General features: G+C 57.8%; 10 protein-coding genes. 4 read left to right on the forward strand and 6 right to left on the reverse strand.

Translation table 11 applies throughout. The features are described 5' to 3' along the window. The first annotated feature begins 12 nt into the window (after window positions 1-12). Entirely contained in the window at window positions 13-2,133 is a 2,121-nt protein-coding gene (locus A3OQ_RS0111070) for a S9 family peptidase (protein ID WP_020175458.1), read from the forward strand. Between the two features lies 1 nt (window position 2,134). On the opposite strand, the gene A3OQ_RS23580 is transcribed toward A3OQ_RS0111070, so the two are convergent. After that, a complete protein-coding gene (locus A3OQ_RS23580) occupies window positions 2,135-3,160 on the reverse strand; it encodes a hypothetical protein (RefSeq protein ID WP_020175459.1) in 1,026 nt (341 codons plus the stop codon). Window positions 3,161-3,420: 260 nt separating this feature from the next. On the opposite strand from A3OQ_RS23580, the gene A3OQ_RS0111080 reads away from it, so the two are divergent. Continuing rightward, window positions 3,421-4,038, forward strand: coding sequence for a superoxide dismutase (locus A3OQ_RS0111080; RefSeq protein ID WP_020175460.1), 618 nt, complete (start codon window positions 3,421-3,423; stop codon window positions 4,036-4,038). Here the strand turns inward: A3OQ_RS0111080 and A3OQ_RS23585 are convergent. Further along, window positions 4,035-5,681 (reverse strand): methyl-accepting chemotaxis protein, encoded by a 1,647-nt coding sequence (locus A3OQ_RS23585; RefSeq protein ID WP_161607332.1) that lies wholly within the window; start codon window positions 5,679-5,681, stop codon window positions 4,035-4,037. The two genes, A3OQ_RS0111080 and A3OQ_RS23585, sit on opposite strands and share 4 nt — an antisense overlap. 289 nt (window positions 5,682-5,970) lie before the next feature. Beyond that, window positions 5,971-6,819, reverse strand: coding sequence for a ChbG/HpnK family deacetylase (locus A3OQ_RS0111090; RefSeq protein WP_020175462.1), 849 nt, complete (start codon window positions 6,817-6,819; stop codon window positions 5,971-5,973). 219 nt (window positions 6,820-7,038) lie between these two features. On the opposite strand from A3OQ_RS0111090, the gene A3OQ_RS0111095 reads away from it, so the two are divergent. Both A3OQ_RS0111095 and murJ read left to right on the forward strand, forming a co-directional pair. Beyond that, window positions 7,039-8,043: a glycosyltransferase family 2 protein gene (locus A3OQ_RS0111095; RefSeq protein ID WP_020175463.1), complete on the forward strand. Its 1,005-nt coding sequence runs from the start codon at window positions 7,039-7,041 to the stop codon at window positions 8,041-8,043. A 237-nt stretch (window positions 8,044-8,280) separates the two neighbouring features. Beyond that, window positions 8,281-9,834, forward strand: a complete 1,554-nt coding sequence (gene murJ / locus A3OQ_RS22110) for a murein biosynthesis integral membrane protein MurJ (protein ID WP_020175465.1) — start codon at window positions 8,281-8,283, stop codon at window positions 9,832-9,834. A 27-nt stretch (window positions 9,835-9,861) separates the two neighbouring features. Here the strand turns inward: murJ and A3OQ_RS0111105 are convergent, their stop codons facing one another. The 3 genes from A3OQ_RS0111105 to A3OQ_RS0111120 all read right to left on the reverse strand — a co-directional run bounded on the left by A3OQ_RS0111105 (window position 9,862) and on the right by A3OQ_RS0111120 (window position 15,204). Next, a complete protein-coding gene (locus A3OQ_RS0111105; RefSeq protein WP_200860003.1) occupies window positions 9,862-12,060 on the reverse strand; it encodes a glycosyltransferase in 2,199 nt (732 codons plus the stop codon). After that, entirely contained in the window at window positions 12,033-13,061 is a 1,029-nt protein-coding gene (locus A3OQ_RS0111115) for an FkbM family methyltransferase (RefSeq protein ID WP_020175468.1), read from the reverse strand. The genes A3OQ_RS0111105 and A3OQ_RS0111115 overlap by 28 nt, the downstream gene beginning before the upstream one ends. Before the next feature lie 466 nt (window positions 13,062-13,527). After that, the gene (locus A3OQ_RS0111120; protein ID WP_026595726.1) at window positions 13,528-15,204 is read right to left on the reverse strand and encodes a formate--tetrahydrofolate ligase; all 1,677 of its coding nucleotides are present in this window, start codon (window positions 15,202-15,204) and stop codon (window positions 13,528-13,530) included. Between the last annotated feature and the right edge of the window lie 153 nt (window positions 15,205-15,357).

Consider the following 15,357-nt stretch of genomic DNA (forward strand, 5'->3'; position numbering starts at 1 on the left):
TGTTTGGATGAAATGACAAAGACATTATCCGGTGCCACGCTCGCCAAGCCGCCCGTCGCCGAAAAGCGGCCGCAGGAAAAGACTGTTCACGGCACGCGCCTTGTCGACGATTACGCCTGGCTGAAGGCTGCCAATTGGCAGGAGGTTTTGCGCGATCCGGCGGCTCTGCCGCAAGACATTCGCGCGCTCCTCGAAGCGGAAAACGACTATTCTGCGCAATGTCTCGCACCGACGGCCGATTTGCAGAAGAAGCTCGCCGCGGAGATGCGCGGCCGGATCAAGGAAGACGATGCCGAGGTGCCGGCCGCGGATGGCGACTGGCTCTATTACGATCGCCATCGCCAAGGCGGTCAGCATCCTTTGATCTGCCGCAAGTTGAAGGCCGGCGGCGACGAAATCATCCTGCTCGACGGTGACGAGGAGGGGAAGGGCAAAGCCTTCTTCGAGATCGGCGAAGCGAGCCATGCGCCCGATCATGCGAAGCTCGCCTGGAGCCGCGACGCCAAGGGATCGGAACTCTATTCGATCATCGTCCGCGATCTTGCGACAGGCAAGGACGCGGAGGATGTCGTGCTCGATACCGACGGCACCATCGTCTGGATGTCGGATTCGCTCGGGTTTTATTATGTCCGCGTCGACGACAATCATCGCACCGCGCAAGTATTCCGGCATCGGCTCGGCACCGACCCCGCGAGCGACGTGCTGGTGCTCGAAGAGCTCGATCCCAAATGGTTCGTTCATCTGAAACGCAGCCGCTCGCGCGCCTTTGCCGTCGTCAGCATCGCCGATCATGATTCAGCCGAATGCCATTTGATCGATCTCTCTGACGTGGACGCCAAACCGCGCATGGTCGAGGGGCGCAAGCCCGGCATCCGCTACGATGTCGAACATCGTGGCGACCGGCTCTATATCCGCACCAATGCGGGGGGCGCCGAGGATTTCAAGATCGTCAGCGCGCCGCTGGCATCTCCTGGTGCAGCATCATGGGTCGATGAAGTGCCGCATCGGCAAGGCACGATGGTCGTCGCGCAACGTGTATTTGCCGATTATCATGTGCGGCTCGAACGCGAGGGGGGCCTGCCGCGCATTGTTGTGCGCGCGTTCGATGGCGGCGCGGAGCACGCTATCGCCTTCGATGAGGAAGCCTATCATCTGGGTCTCGAAGGGCAGCTCGAATTTCAGACGACGACTTTGCGCTTTTCCTATTCGTCCATGACGACGCCGAAGGAAATCTACGACTACGATCTTGCGACGCATGAGCGGCAATTGCGCAAGCGCCAAGAGATTCCCTCAGGCCATGATCCGGCGCTTTATATAACACGGCGGCTTTTCGCGACGGCGCCCGACGGCGAGCAGGTGCCGATCTCGATCCTGCATCGCAAGGATCTCGTGCAGGACGGCAGCGCGCCGCTGCTGCTTTACGGCTATGGCGCCTATGGCACGCCGATGCCGGCGGCTTTCGGCACCAATCGCCTGTCGCTTGTCGATCGCGGTTTCGTCTATGCGATCGCGCATATCCGTGGTGGGACCGATAAGGGCTGGCACTGGTACACCGACGGCAAGCTCGAAAAGAAACCCAATACGTTTTCGGATTTCGTCGCGGCCGGACGTCATCTTGCGAGCCTGGGCTATACGCGCATTGGCCGTATCGTGGCGCATGGCGGCAGCGCCGGCGGCATGCTGATGGGCGCTTCCGTCAATCTGGCGCCCGAGCTTTTTGCCGGCGTCATCGCGGACGTGCCTTTCGTCGATGTCATCAATACGATGCTCGATGCCGACCTGCCGCTGACGCCGCCGGAATGGCTCGAATGGGGCAATCCGATCCTCGACGAAAAAGCCTTCCAGGCCATGCTGGCCTATTCGCCTTATGACAATGTCGGCGCGAAACATTATCCGCCGATCCTGGCGCTCGGCGGTCTCACCGATCCGCGCGTGACCTATTGGGAACCGGCGAAATGGGTCTCGCGCCTGCGCGCCACGATGACCGGGGGCGGACCCATTTTGCTCAAGACCAATATGGATGCCGGACATGGCGGCGCGTCGGGCCGCTTCGATCACCTGGCCGAAATCGCGCTCGAATATGCTTTCGCGCTCGCCTGCGTCGATGGGACATTCGAAACTTCGGCGAGTTGAGTTAGGGCTCGACCGCCTGCCTGTCTTCGATGAAGGCCTTTAATTCGGCCATCGAGGCAAAGCGGAAGATGCCGGCTTCGGACTGCGCTTCGATCGAGCCGTCGGCGAACATTAGATAGGACGTGCCTTCCGCTTCATAGCGTCCGATGACGGCCGGCTCCGCCATTGGCGGCTCGACGGGGGGCGTGTAGAGCTCCTCGGCTGGCGTCTCGACATGCGCTGGGTTCGGAGCCGCGGGCGCCTCGGCTGCTATCTCTTCAACCGGTTCGGGCGTGGGGTCTTCGATCTGCGGCTCGGGCTCGATGGTCGCGGCTGTCTCCACCGGTGCATCAGGCTCGGCCGGGTGCTCGGCGGCCGCCACCTCCGGCTCGACCGGGGGAGGGCTGAAAGCAGCTTCTCGTTCCGGCGGAAAAATGGGCCTGTCGATTTCCTCGGTGACGCGCTTCCACATTTCATCGAGCGACAGAGCGGCGGCTGACGGCCGCGGGGTCTGAGGCATAGCAGCCTCTTCCACGGGAGGCGGATTGAGAGCCGTCAAGCTCGTCTCGACCTCTTCGAACATGGCGCTCGAGACGGGAACTGTCTCCTCGAGCGGCTCGGGTTCTGGCGTATAGGCCGGTCGGGCCGCTGGCGGCCAAAGTCCTGGGCCATCCCGGCGCTGTCCTGCGTTCGATTCCACGGCGGCCAAAGGCGGCGGCGTGGCGGGCGCAACGGCGGCAACCGGCGGCGGTTCAATGGCCGGAGGTTTGACGGCTGGGGGCTTAGCGGCGAATGGAGGTGCGACGGCGATACTGTCGGCTGGCGTGGGTGCAACCCGCACGGATGTCTTATAGAGGCCATGCAGCGCTTGCAGCTTGTGCAGCACCATCGCGAGGCCGATCGTCACGATCCCGCCTGTCAGGGCGACGGAGCCAGCGATGACTTCGGCCCAGCCCCGTTCGAGCGTAATGATGCTGGATCCGTCGTAAACCGACAGACCTCCTGCAATCGCCAAAAGGGCACCGAGGACGAAGACGATATAACTCATAATGTCAGACCCAACGCGGCGGAGTCTCCTCCAAGGCTCAAGACCAGTTTCACAAGTTTTCGCACATGGCAGCTTAACAAGAAGTGTGCGAAGTAAACGACGAATCAAGGGCAAAATAAAGGCATATATTTTATTATGCTCAAGCTTTTAAAAAGTGATTCTATATCAAACTTGTTTGGAACAGGTAGGGCGCTACTTCATTTTCATACGGATTGGCCGGGCTTATCTTTGGCACGGCTTTTAACCGTGAGGAGCAGACAATGTCCTTTACCTTGCCGGAACTTCCTTACGCCTATGAGGCGTTGCAGCCCTTTCTCTCGAGGGAGACGCTCGAATATCATCACGACAAGCATCACAAAACTTATGTGGCGACCGCCAATGAACTGTTGAAAGGCAGTGGTCTCGAAGGCAAGTCACTCGAAGACGTGATCAAGAGCGCTCATGGTAAGAACGTACCGCTTTTCAATAATGCCGCGCAGCATTACAATCACAACGAATATTGGAAGTCGATGAAGCCCAATGGTGGCGGGAAAATTCCCGGCTCCTTGGAAAAAGCGCTGAAGGATTCCTTCGGCTCGATGGACAAAATGCACCAGGCGCTTGTCGAAGCCGCCACAAGCCAATTCGGCTCGGGTTGGGCCTGGCTCTCCGTGAAGGACGGAAAGATCAGCGTGTCGAAGACGGGAAATGCGGATAATCCGCTTCTCCAGGGCGCGATGCCGATGCTCGCGATCGACGTCTGGGAGCATGGCTATTACATCGACTATCGCAACCGGCGTCCGGATTATCTCAAGGCCTTCATGGAAAGCCTCGTAAACTGGGACTATGCCGCCGAGAAATATGAGCATGCCATCAAGGGCGTGCAGAAGGCAGCCTAGACCGACGCGACCTGGCGCAGGAAATGATCCACGGTGGCGCTGAGCTGGCGGGTCTGGTCGGCGACATCGGCGGCCGAATAACGGACCTGCGCCGCCGATTGATCCGCTTCCGCGACGGCGATCGACAGGCTCTTCATGCTTGTGGTCGCCGACTCGGCGCTTGAGGCGGCCTTGATCACGCTTTGCAGAATTTCCGCAGTCGCCTGCGACTGATGTTCGACAGCGCCGGCGATGATCGCCGTGAAGCCCTGCGCCTCAGTCATCGTCGAGGCGATGGATGAAATACCGTTCACGGCATTGGCGGTCGCGCTTTGAATGGCTTCGACATGTTCGGCTATGCGCTGCGAGGCCTTCGCAGTTTGATTTGCAAGCGTCTTGACCTCTTGCGCCACGACCGCGAATCCACGGCCGGCTTCGCCGGCTCGCGCCGCCTCGATCGTCGCATTGAGGGCGAGAAGATTGGTCTGCGCCGCGATGGCCTGGATCAAGCCGACGATTTCGCTGATCTCGCCGGCCTTGGCCGCGAGCCCGTGAATGGTGCCGCTCGTCTCGGTCGTGGCGCGTGCCGCCGCCCGCATTCCGGCCTGATCGTGCTCTACTTGCCGTTCGATTTCCGTGATGGACGCCGACAATTCTTCCGAAGATCGCGCGACCATGCGTACATTGGTCGAAGCTGCATTCATCGATTGCAACGAATCGGTGGCACGCTGACTGTTCTCTTTGGCGATCGTGGCGAGTATGTCCGCGACCATCGCCATCTGGTCGCTATGCGAATTGACCTGTGCCAAAGCACCGCTGACCATCGAGCGAAAATCGGCGACCATGATCTCGATTTGGTGCCGGCGTTCTTCCGCATGCCGCCGGGCGTCTTCCACGCTCGCCTGCAGGCTCTGGCGTTCCGTCAGTTTCTCTTTGAAAAACTGAATCGTCCGCGCCATGGCGCCGATTTCGTCGCTGCGCTGGCAGCAAGGCACGGGCACTTTCAGATCGCCGTCACCCATTCGAAGAATGACTTTTGCCAATTGATCGAGCGGCGACGTGATCCTTATGAGCAATAGGTAGAGAATCGATCCGACGATCGCTAGGAGAAGGGCAGCGCCCGCGGCCGAGACGAGAAATTCATGATTTGCGCCCATGCGCGAATGCGCGCGCGAATAGCGCGCGGCGACGCTGCCGAGGAAGGATTTTTGTGCGGATTGGCCGTAAAGGCGGCTCGCCACAATGACGGAGTCATCGTCCACCGACACATACCCTCGAAGCGGCGTCGCTCCGTCGGCAGGATTGAGGGCGGCCTTGATGGCGGTGTCGTTCAGGCCCAATTCCGGCGTCGTCGCATCGGACACCAGCACATGGCCGTTTTGATCGGCGACGAGGATGGCGACTGCGTCGCCATCCTTCATGAGTCCTTGGGCGATGGCTTTTATCAGATCGCCGAAGACGGGGTTTGCCGGGTTGGAGGGATCTGGAAGCGTCTGTTCGATCGCATTGCTCAACGGCAGCTTGATGATGTCGATCGAGATTTCGGCGCGCGACGTCAGCGTCGCCAGCGCCTGCCGCTGATTATAAATCCCGGCGACGATAATGGTGATGATCAAGGCCGCGGCAATGATCGCCAGCGAGAGCGAGACGATCGAATGACGCATCGACGTCTCGCCGCCAGGCACGCTCGACCTGGCCGGCGCGGGCGTGCTTTCGGCTGCGTCTGAAATTCCTCGCCTCGTTAAGATCATCTATCAACTCAAAACCGTCTTCGCGGCCGTTATGACGAGAGGATCCTCGTCCTGAGTTCGGTATGGGAGCGGGTGGGCGTGATAACGACAAGGGCTTGTTATCTCGCGCGGCGCAGCCCACAAAATAACAAGCAAAAATCAATAATGAGCAGAACATGTATTAATCAGGTTAAAACAACGTTTCCGAGTTATGATGCGCAAGTCAAGCTGATGAAAGGCGCGCTAGACTGGCTCCCCGTAGGTCAAGGCAGGCCTTAAATCTTGAAGACATTAGGAATTCCAGCTCTTTCGGGCGTGAGACCGTGACCGGATCGAGGCCGATCAGCTCGTCGTCGACAAAGCCCGGATGGCACATGACGAGATGGCGTTGCCCGGGCGCAATGAGATAGCGGTCGAAATCCCCTGCATAATCGCGGTCGGCGTCAAAGCTGGAAAAGCCGGAAAAGCCTTGATTCGTTTGAAATCCACGCGCCGCGGCGTCGTGGGCAAAGCCGCGTGCGAGCCAGGCGACGGCGAGAGCCTTTTTGATTTCGATCCCGCGCGCCAGAAGCGCGGGCAGCCGGTCGCCGGCGTCGCGGAGCCAGGCCTTACCCCTGAGACCGCGGCTCTCGAGCGCATCGAAGAGCCAGGGGCGAATAGGCCGGAGGATCTGCACATGCTGATGCCCGTCGATAAAATCGGGCGCCCTGCCGAAGTGGGTGGCGAAGGCATCGATCTGGGCCTCGATCTCGGCGCGGATCTCGGCCTCCGGCAAAGACTTGCGTCCAGCCGCGGCTATGACTTTGCCGATCGGCGGCAAGGATCCGGAGGCCGCGAAGCGCGGCATGGACGTAAGCGGCACGCCAAGGGTCAGGTTGAGGTGCAGGCCGATGTCGGCCGTGGTTTGAAAAGCGCGGAGCGCCTCGGCCGCCTCCGGCCAAGACGGCCGTGTCGTCATCACGCTCGTCGCCGTCAGGCGTCCGGCCTGGAGGCCCGCGAGAATGCCTCGGCTGACGCCCGGCGAGAGGCCGAAATCATCGGCACAAAGACAAAATGAAAAGCCGGTTGCCATAGGGAGGCTCAATCCTTGAGAGCTGGGTTAAGCTTGCCCGAACGCGACAAGTAGCGCCCGGCAACATTTTATTGACGCTTTTTACGTCTTGTCATCTGGCAGGATTTGATATCGAAGCACCTATAGCACGGCGTCGCTTCCGTTTTTGTTTGGACGCATGATCTTGACCCGGAAAGCCGGCAGGCACTTCGGAGTCATGCTCGGAGAAAATCGTTCTTGATGACATCATCGCCTGATGCCGCAGAAGCCGTGGATCTTTCGGTCGTTATCCCGGTCTATAATGAATCCGAGAATATCCGCATTCTTCTCGAAAAGCTTCTGCCGGTGCTGGCACGATGCGCCGCGTCTTTCGAGGTCATTTTCGTCGATGACGGGTCGCGTGACGATACCTATCTGCAATTGGTCAAGGCGCATGCGCAAGAGCCCCGCGTCAAGGCCTTGGCGCTCAGCCGCAATTTCGGCAAGGAAATCGCGATTGCCGCCGGGTTGGATTATGCGCGTGGCGCCGCGACCGTCATCATGGATGCGGATCTCCAGCATCCGCCGGAAATGATCGAGACCTTCGTTTCGTTCTGGCGCCAGGGCTATAAGAATGTCTATGGGCAGAGGACAGACAGAACCGCCGACAGCCGGCTGCGGCGGCTTCTGACGCAGCGTTTCTACAAACTCTTCGAAAGCTTCGGCGAGACGCCGCTGCCGGAAGGGGCGGGCGATTTTCGCCTTCTCGACGCGCAGGCCGTCGCGGCTTTGCGCACCATGCGGGAGCAGGCGCGGTTTTCAAAAGGCCTTTATGCTTGGATCGGCTTCAAATCGATCGGCGTGCCTTTCGATGTCGCACCGCGTGCTTATGGCTCGTCGAAATTCAGCTATCGCAAATTGACGCGTTTCGCGCTGGACGGGCTCATGTCCTTTTCAAACGCGCCTTTGAAGGTCTGGAGCTATATCGGGACCTTCATTTCCGGCATGGCGCTCGCCTCGGCGGTCTATTTCGTCGGCGAGACGATCCTCTTCGGCGTCGACGTGCCGGGCTTTGCCTCGCTCATTGTCTCGGTGACGTTTCTGGCCGGCATCCAATTGTTATCGCTGGGTATACTCGGCGAATATATCGGCCGTATCTTTGCCGAAGTGAAACGGCGGCCGCTCTATCTCGTCGGAGACGAACTTGGACTTGCGGCGCGAGTGGCCGATGATCCCGTTGCGAATCGGAAAGTCGGCGGGAGTTAAGTCTAATTATGCCCAATGGATCGGCGCGTCCCTTCTCCCGCTTGCGGGAGAAGGTGGCCCGGCGAAGCCGGGTCGGATGAGGGAAGGTTGTCGGGTCGAGAGAACCCCTCATCCGCCTCGCATACGCTCGGCACCTTCTCCCGCAAGCGGGAGAAGGGATGCGCCATATCTTTTCAATGCAATAAGGCCGATGCCGAAACGTCGATCCGACATTTCGGTTTCGCGTGAAGCGAGGCAATGCATAAGGATCTTCTTTCGGTCGGCGCGCTGACGCTTCTGTCGCGCGCGACGGGGTTTTGCCGGGACGTTCTGCTTGGCAGCGTTCTGGGGGCCGGTCTCATTGCCGATGCCTTTGTCGTGGCCTTCCGGCTGCCCAATCATTTCCGTGCCATTTTCGGCGAGGGCGCTTTCAATGCGGCCTATGTGCCTTGCTATGCGCGGCTCCTCGAAACGAAGGGGCATGAAAAGGCGCGCGCCTTCTCCAGCGAGATTTTCACGCTTCTTCTGATCTCGCAGATCGTTCTTCTGATCGTGGCCTGGGCTTTCATGCCTTATTTCATCGATCTCTTGGCGCCGGGCTTTCGCGAAGACCCGCAAAAATTCGCGCTCGCCGTCACGCTGACACGGATCACCTTTCCCTATCTTTTGTTCATCACGCTCGTCACCTTGCAGTCGGGCACTTTGAATGCGCTTGGCTATTTTTCCGCAGCGGCTTTCGCGCCGGTCCTGCTCAATCTCGCGATGATCGCCTGTCTCGCTTTGGCCTTTCTATTTCCGAACGCGGGCTATGCGGCGAGCTGGGGCGTGACGATCTCCGGCGTCGCGCAATTCCTTTTGCTGTTTTGGGGCGTCTGGCACGCGGGGGGACTCGAGCGCCTCGTCCGGCCTGAGTTCACCGAGGACGTCAAAAGATTCTTCCGCATTCTCGGGCCCGCCGTCATCGGTTCGGCCGGCGTGCAGATCGCGCTTTTCGCCGATACGATCATCGCCTCGCTTCTGCCAACCGGCGGACCATCGTCCATCTATTATGCCGACCGTATCTATCAATTGCCGATCGGCGTCATCGGGATCGCGGCCGGCACTGTGCTCTTGCCGGAAATGAGCCGGCGGCATGCGGCGGGCGATTCCGCCGCGGCCTTCACTGCGCAAAACGGCACGTTCACGCTGTCGCTCATTTTGTCAGCGCCGTTTTTCATCGCCTTCATCATGATCCCGGACTTGATCATGCGTGGGATTTTTCTGCGCGGCGCCTTCACTGAAGAGGCCGTCGAAGCCTCGGCTTCCGTGCTCGAGGCCTATGGGTTCGGCCTCATCGCCATTGTTTTGATCCGCTCGGCGGTGGCGAGCTTTCAATCGCAAGGCGACACGAAAACGCCGATGTATATTTCGCTCTTCGCGGTAGCGGTCAATGTCGCCTTGAAAATCGTGCTGTTCAAACCCTATGGCGCCGCGGGCCTTGCGATGGCGACGGCGGTCGGCGCCTGGCTCAACTTTCTACTGCTGATCGGCTTTGCCTTCCGGCAGGGTGCCACCAAACCGACCTTTGGCTTGGGGCAGATGGTGGCCTGCGTGTCGGTCGCCTCTTTCGCGCTGTCGGTCTTTGCCGTCTTCGCAGGCAGATGGGCATTGCCTTTGGCCTTGAGGATCGGCCATTTCGGCAATGAGCTGTCGCTCGTCATTGTCGGCGCGGGCGGCGCGATCGTCTATGCGCTCATTCTCGCCCTAGGCTTCGCGGCCTATGGGATCATGCCGCCGATCCGCTTTTTAAAGTTCAAGCGGACTATTGGTTGAGAGAAAAATATCTGGCGCGTTGGCATACTAATTCATGAACTTCATTTCGAGCTTTGGATTCATGTAGGATACGGCTGTCGAAACATTGCTGACGACGTGCAATAAAAAATGGCAGCGCGACATCACAGTTGCATCGCGAACGATTTCCCTTGCCATGCGAATTGACCAAGCCGAGCGATCCGCCGACACGAGATGCTGCAATTGGTGGCCCAGGCGATTCTTTTCTACATTCGGCAGCTTCTCGAATGCCGCATCCTCGATGGGACTGGTACGTCGCACGTCTTCAAAAAAGCAAACATGCTCGCCGAAGGCTTCTACGAACCGATCGACGACGCAATCTTGATCGGTAGCGAGAAACACACCCCAATCGTCTCGCGCCGGTTTGAGATCGCGCTGAAATAGAAGCTTCTTTATTTCGTCGATATAGGCGTCGACGCTGGCGAGATGAAACCCCGGCTGCTCGATGACGTGGCTCGGATGCCGTACATGCGCGGCGATCATATACTTGCGGCGAAAACGCTCCGCACAGAAAGTTTCAACTTCCGATGACAGGTCCTGGCGTAAATGCACATGATCGCGATAGACTGAATGATATTGGCGCCTCCACTTCGGAAATTCCGGTGACGTGTAAAGCCGATAGGCATGAACATAAGTCAGCAACGGCTCGCGATGCTCGTTAAACGTCGTTTCAGTCGGGTTATTTTGGCCAGTCAGTATACCTTCCATCTCGATATCGCTGAGGCCGAATAGGGGCTCATAAAGTTTGAGCCAGATGTTGCCGTCCTCCGGGGTGCCGTAGCAAAAGCTCATAAACTTATCGCTATCGTGGCGCTGCAATAAGCGAGGCACATCCCAGTCCGGCAATGTCATTCGGACTCGTTCATCTCGAAGGTCCCAGACGAGATGGCTGAAGAAGCTGTTGAAATTCGAATAGTAGCCGCCATCGTACATAGGGGACACCCTGACAGTGGAGCTACCTATTTTTGCCGCCCGTCTGCCTGCGACGCTTTCAATTTTTTTGCGGAAACCATCCGGTAAAGAAACGTCGGGCGGTTGCGGCGCCGAAGGGCGAAACGAGTAGAAATCGGTATCGATAATATTGGCAAAGCTCGGCCATGAATGTGAAAAAGAGTAACGTGCCGCCGTACGCCGGCGCATCGTTTGGGTGGCAAGATGCTGGGAAGACCTGACCAGTGTGTCGGCTTCTCGCAATCCGGTTGCCAAATCGGCTGCCTCTACTGCGAACTGAACGCCAAAAACGCGATTGTCTATCTCGGGGTAGCGTGCCGGTACGCGACGATGAGCGGGAATGAGCAGAACGCCAGGGCATCCGGCTAAATCCAAATGACCACCGACCGCACTCAACACCAGCGGCTTGCCAGCCGCCAGTGCTTCTCTTGCGCCTATCGAATAACCCTCGCCTCGAGAGCAGTTCACAAAGACATCGGAATTCGCGATCAGGTTGTTTTTCGCCTGTTCCGATAAATTCTCGTGCAAAAAGCTGACGTTCGTTAAGCCGAGTTGTTCAGCCAATCTCTTCAGACGATCCAGAGTGTCACCAAAGGCGAGATTGGAATGTAATACCAGCTCCACACTATCTTGTGTCTCGAAGGCCTGGGCGAAAGCCTCCAAGAGCGTATCAAGCTCTTTTCTCGGATGATAAGCGCAAATGGTCAGGAATTGAACACGGCCGGTGCTGCATTTCCTCGGACCGGGCAATGAGAGCAATGGTTCAAGATCCAGTGCAAGCGGAAGGACGCCGATTGGAATATTTACGCCGCTACGAATTGCAACGGGTTCCAAATGTGGGCTGAGCATCAACGCAAGATCAAAACGATTATTTAGAATCTCAACCCATTCAAAGGGAAATTCATCTGAATCGAAAACAACGTATGCGATTCGCGCTCCCGTCTCCGGCACCAAGCAGTAGTTGAAATCATTGACGCCGTTCCATAGGACATCGACGAAAAACCAGATTTTAATTCTGGATTTGTCCCTGCAGATTGGCAACTCTCTGCCATTCGGCAGTGAGACTGTCACTGTGTTAGATGGGTACGCCCCGGTGGGCAATACGCAGATCGAATAACTGCGCGCCAGCATCTCGCATGCGGAATATGTGAGCATCCCTATGCCGCTTCCAAACGAGAAGCGTCCGACGACACATATGTCGGCCTCTTGCGTATTGTGATACGGCATTGTCATGTCCCGCCGAAGATGCGTTTCCATTTTCGGCGCGCATCTCTGTACGGCGCTGTGACCTTCCAAGAGAAGCTATTATTCATCACATCAATGCACCAACGCAGATCTCTATTTGTCTTGGCCAGCCACGCGGCGTGTCTGTTGACTTCGTATAGGTCCTGCTCGAAGGCCTCGCCTTCTGCGAGAGCCTTCTCCAATTCGTGTTGAAGCTCCTTCGATCTCGCGTTCGACGCTACGGCATTTATTTCGGCATAATATTCAGAAGCGCGCACAAAGTTGTCAAAGACATTAGGAGGGGAGTTGAAGGACGGGCTTAAAGCTTGCCAATGCTCGAGCGCGATATAGAAGCGGTTGAGACCGTCAAAATAAACAAATTTGTACCTGGCTTCGGACAATTTCGCATCGTAGCGCGCATGGTCCGGGTGAGTGGTTGGTAAAGTCGTTTCTGCCAGAATGATCCACGGCCGGAAGCGATCGAAATCGGCGCCTGCGATGACCTCCGATTCCCAACCTTCGACGTCTATTTTGAGAAAGTGAATCGTGTCGTTTGCGTACTCGCGGCAAATTTGGGCGAGTGTCGACATTTGGCATTCGACTTCTTCAACGTTGCGGCCGTCCCAGGCCTGGCGATGGGCAATGTCTCTATGCAGGGTTGTGAGCCCGTTGCCGCCGTCGACAAGGAAAAGAGGTTTTGACCCTTCCGAGGCACCCAAAGCAGCATGAATATTAACATCTCTGGGCCGGGCGGCCCGCAATCGCTGCCAGTTATCTTCAACTACATCGACGTTAACCCCGCGCCAACCGCGGAGATAGAAAGCCAAGGTCACAGATTCCGCGTGGGGATCGCATGCCCCAACGTCAATATAAAAACCTTTTTTTATATCGTTGAGCGCTCGCCAGAGCATGACGTCTTCGAAGTTTTGGGCCCAAGAGATAAAGCGGCCGGAATTATCGCAAGGAGGAATTTCTTCAATGCTTTCCGCGAAGACATCCTGGATTTTTTTGAAATTGATTGCGTCATAAAGCATTTATATTACTCTTATACGTCATATTATTTTAATATAGCTGCAAACTATACTTTACACGCTGCGTAACCGTGCGAGTTTATTAGCAGATGTAAATTAGGATCCGATTGCTATCTTATATTGGCTGCTCTATTTTTTACAACCTGAGGTAGCATTCGTGCCAACTTCGGTCAACTGCAGTTCGTTGAGCGGCGGTCATGCTTTTGCATCGATGCTAGGATGTGAACTGCACCGTAAATATCTTCGCTGGGAGGGGACCGGGGCGCGAAAGATCTAGCGCTGCGCGGGGGCGGTCCATAACCCCATACCGTCGAGCAATATCCAGCCCGGAAAAGGGCCGTCGACGGATCATAAAAATCATTGTGGTCATGTTTCGAAACGACTTTGTGCGCTTCCTCGGTGAGAGCTATTGCTAGCTCTCACCCTACGAAGCGCACATCATCATCTTGAAAGAAGGGCGTCACGATCCTTAAAACAGCCCTTCGATCTCGCCTTTGTCATTGATCGTGATCGTGTAAGCCGCGGGCACTTTCGGCAGGCCGGGCATGGTCATCACATCGCCGCAGATCATCACGACGAAGCCGGCGCCGGCCGAGAGCCGCACTTCGCGGACCGACACGACATGTCCTGACGGCGCGCCAAGCAAGGTCGGATCGGCCGCGAAAGAATATTGCGTCTTCGCCACGCAGATCGGCAGATGGCCAAAGCCCATCGCCTCGATATCGGCGAGCTGTTTCTTCGCGGCGGCTGCGAAAGAGACGTCGCCCGCGCCATAGATTTCCTTGGCGACGATCTTCATCTTCTCGGCGAGCGGCTTGTCGGTCTCGTAGAGCGGCTTGAATTTGGCGCTGCCGCCCTCGGCGAGCGCGATGACTTTTTCGGCAAGGCCCACTGCGCCCGCGCCGCCGTCCGCCCAATGTTTGCAGATGACGGCATCGACGTTGAACTCCTCCTTGCAGATCTTGATGATGAGATCGAGCTCGGCCTGCGTATCGCCGGAGAAATGATTGATGGCGACAACCGGGGGCACGCCGAATTTGCGCACATTTTCGACATGCCGGCCGAGATTGGCGAGACCCGTCTTGATGGCCTCGAGGTTCTCTTTGCCGAGATCGGCTTTGGCGACGCCGCCATGCGATTTGATCGCACGCGAGGTCGCGACGATCACCGCGGCCGCGGGCTCCAAGCCGGTCTGGCGGCATTTGATGTCGAAGAATTTCTCGGCGCCAAGGTCGGCGCCGAAGCCCGCCTCGGTCACCGCATAATCGCCGAGGTTCAGCGCCGCCGTCGTCGCGATCACCGAATTGCAGCCATGCGCAATATTGGCGAAAGGTCCGCCGTGGATGAAGACGGGCGTGCCTTCGAGTGTCTGCACGAGATTGGGTTCGATCGCATCCTGCAACAGCACGGCCATGGCGCCCACCGTCTGCAGGGCGTCGGCGAAGACCGGCTTCTTGTCGAGCGTCTGGCCGATGTACATTTTCGACAGTCGCTCGCGCAGATCGTCGATATTCTTGGCAAGGCAGAAGATCGCCATCACTTCGGAGGCGACGGTAATGTCGAAGCCCGCCTCGCGCGGAAAGCCATTGGTGGCGCCGCCGAGATTGGTCACGATCTGGCGCAGCGAGCGGTCGTTCATGTCGAGCACGCGCCGCCACACGATATTGCGCGTGTCGATGTTGAGCGGATTGCCCCAATAGACAGCGTTGTCGATGATGGCGGAAAGAAGATTATGCGCCGACGTGATGGCGTGAAAATCGCCGGTGAAATGCAAGTTGATCTTATCCATCGGCACGACCTGCGCATGGCCGCCGCCGGCCGCGCCGCCCTTCATGCCGAAACAGGGGCCGAGCGAGGGCTCGCGCAGCGCGATCACGACCTTCTTGCCGAGCCGCCGCAAAGCGTCGCCGAGACCGACCGTGGTGGTCGTCTTGCCTTCGCCCGCCGGCGTCGGATTGATCGCGGTGACGAGGATCAGCTTGCCCTTTTTGCCGCGCGCTTCGATCTCCGACAGAAATTGCGCACCGACCTTGGCGATGTGCTTGCCAAACGGATTGATGGCTTCTTGTGGGATGCCAGCGCGCTCGGCGATGGCGCCGATCGGTTCCATTGTGTGGGCGCGGGCAATCTCAAGATCTGTCGGCATGAAAACTCCTCGTTGGAATACAAGCACGGGTCCGGAAGCGTCCGGCGCCCTAATGAGAATGGATTTTTTGTCTTGTCAAAACCGGACTTGGAGCGTGATTGCGGTCACACGCTAAGTTTTTGATTTAACGTATGATCCTTATCCGGGGCGTCT

This window comes from Methyloferula stellata AR4 (assembly GCF_000385335.1).
Classification (GTDB): Bacteria; Pseudomonadota; Alphaproteobacteria; order Rhizobiales; family Beijerinckiaceae; genus Methyloferula; species Methyloferula stellata.

Bases quoted from the DNA above. Each gene is read 5' to 3' on its own strand.
- A3OQ_RS0111070 (WP_020175458.1), top strand. From the start codon at position 13: ATGACAAAGACATTATCCGGTGCCACGCTCGCCAAGCCGCCCGTCGCC.
- A3OQ_RS23580 (WP_020175459.1), bottom strand. From the start codon at position 3,160: ATGAGTTATATCGTCTTCGTCCTCGGTGCCCTTTTGGCGATTGCAGGA.
- A3OQ_RS0111080 (WP_020175460.1), top strand. From the start codon at position 3,421: ATGTCCTTTACCTTGCCGGAACTTCCTTACGCCTATGAGGCGTTGCAG.
- A3OQ_RS23585 (WP_161607332.1), bottom strand. From the start codon at position 5,681: ATGCGTCATTCGATCGTCTCGCTCTCGCTGGCGATCATTGCCGCGGCC.
- A3OQ_RS0111090 (WP_020175462.1), bottom strand. From the start codon at position 6,819: ATGGCAACCGGCTTTTCATTTTGTCTTTGTGCCGATGATTTCGGCCTC.
- A3OQ_RS0111095 (WP_020175463.1), top strand. From the start codon at position 7,039: ATGACATCATCGCCTGATGCCGCAGAAGCCGTGGATCTTTCGGTCGTT.
- murJ (WP_020175465.1), top strand. From the start codon at position 8,281: ATGCATAAGGATCTTCTTTCGGTCGGCGCGCTGACGCTTCTGTCGCGC.
- A3OQ_RS0111105 (WP_200860003.1), bottom strand. From the start codon at position 12,060: ATGGAAACGCATCTTCGGCGGGACATGACAATGCCGTATCACAATACG.
- A3OQ_RS0111115 (WP_020175468.1), bottom strand. From the start codon at position 13,061: ATGCTTTATGACGCAATCAATTTCAAAAAAATCCAGGATGTCTTCGCG.
- A3OQ_RS0111120 (WP_026595726.1), bottom strand. From the start codon at position 15,204: ATGCCGACAGATCTTGAGATTGCCCGCGCCCACACAATGGAACCGATC.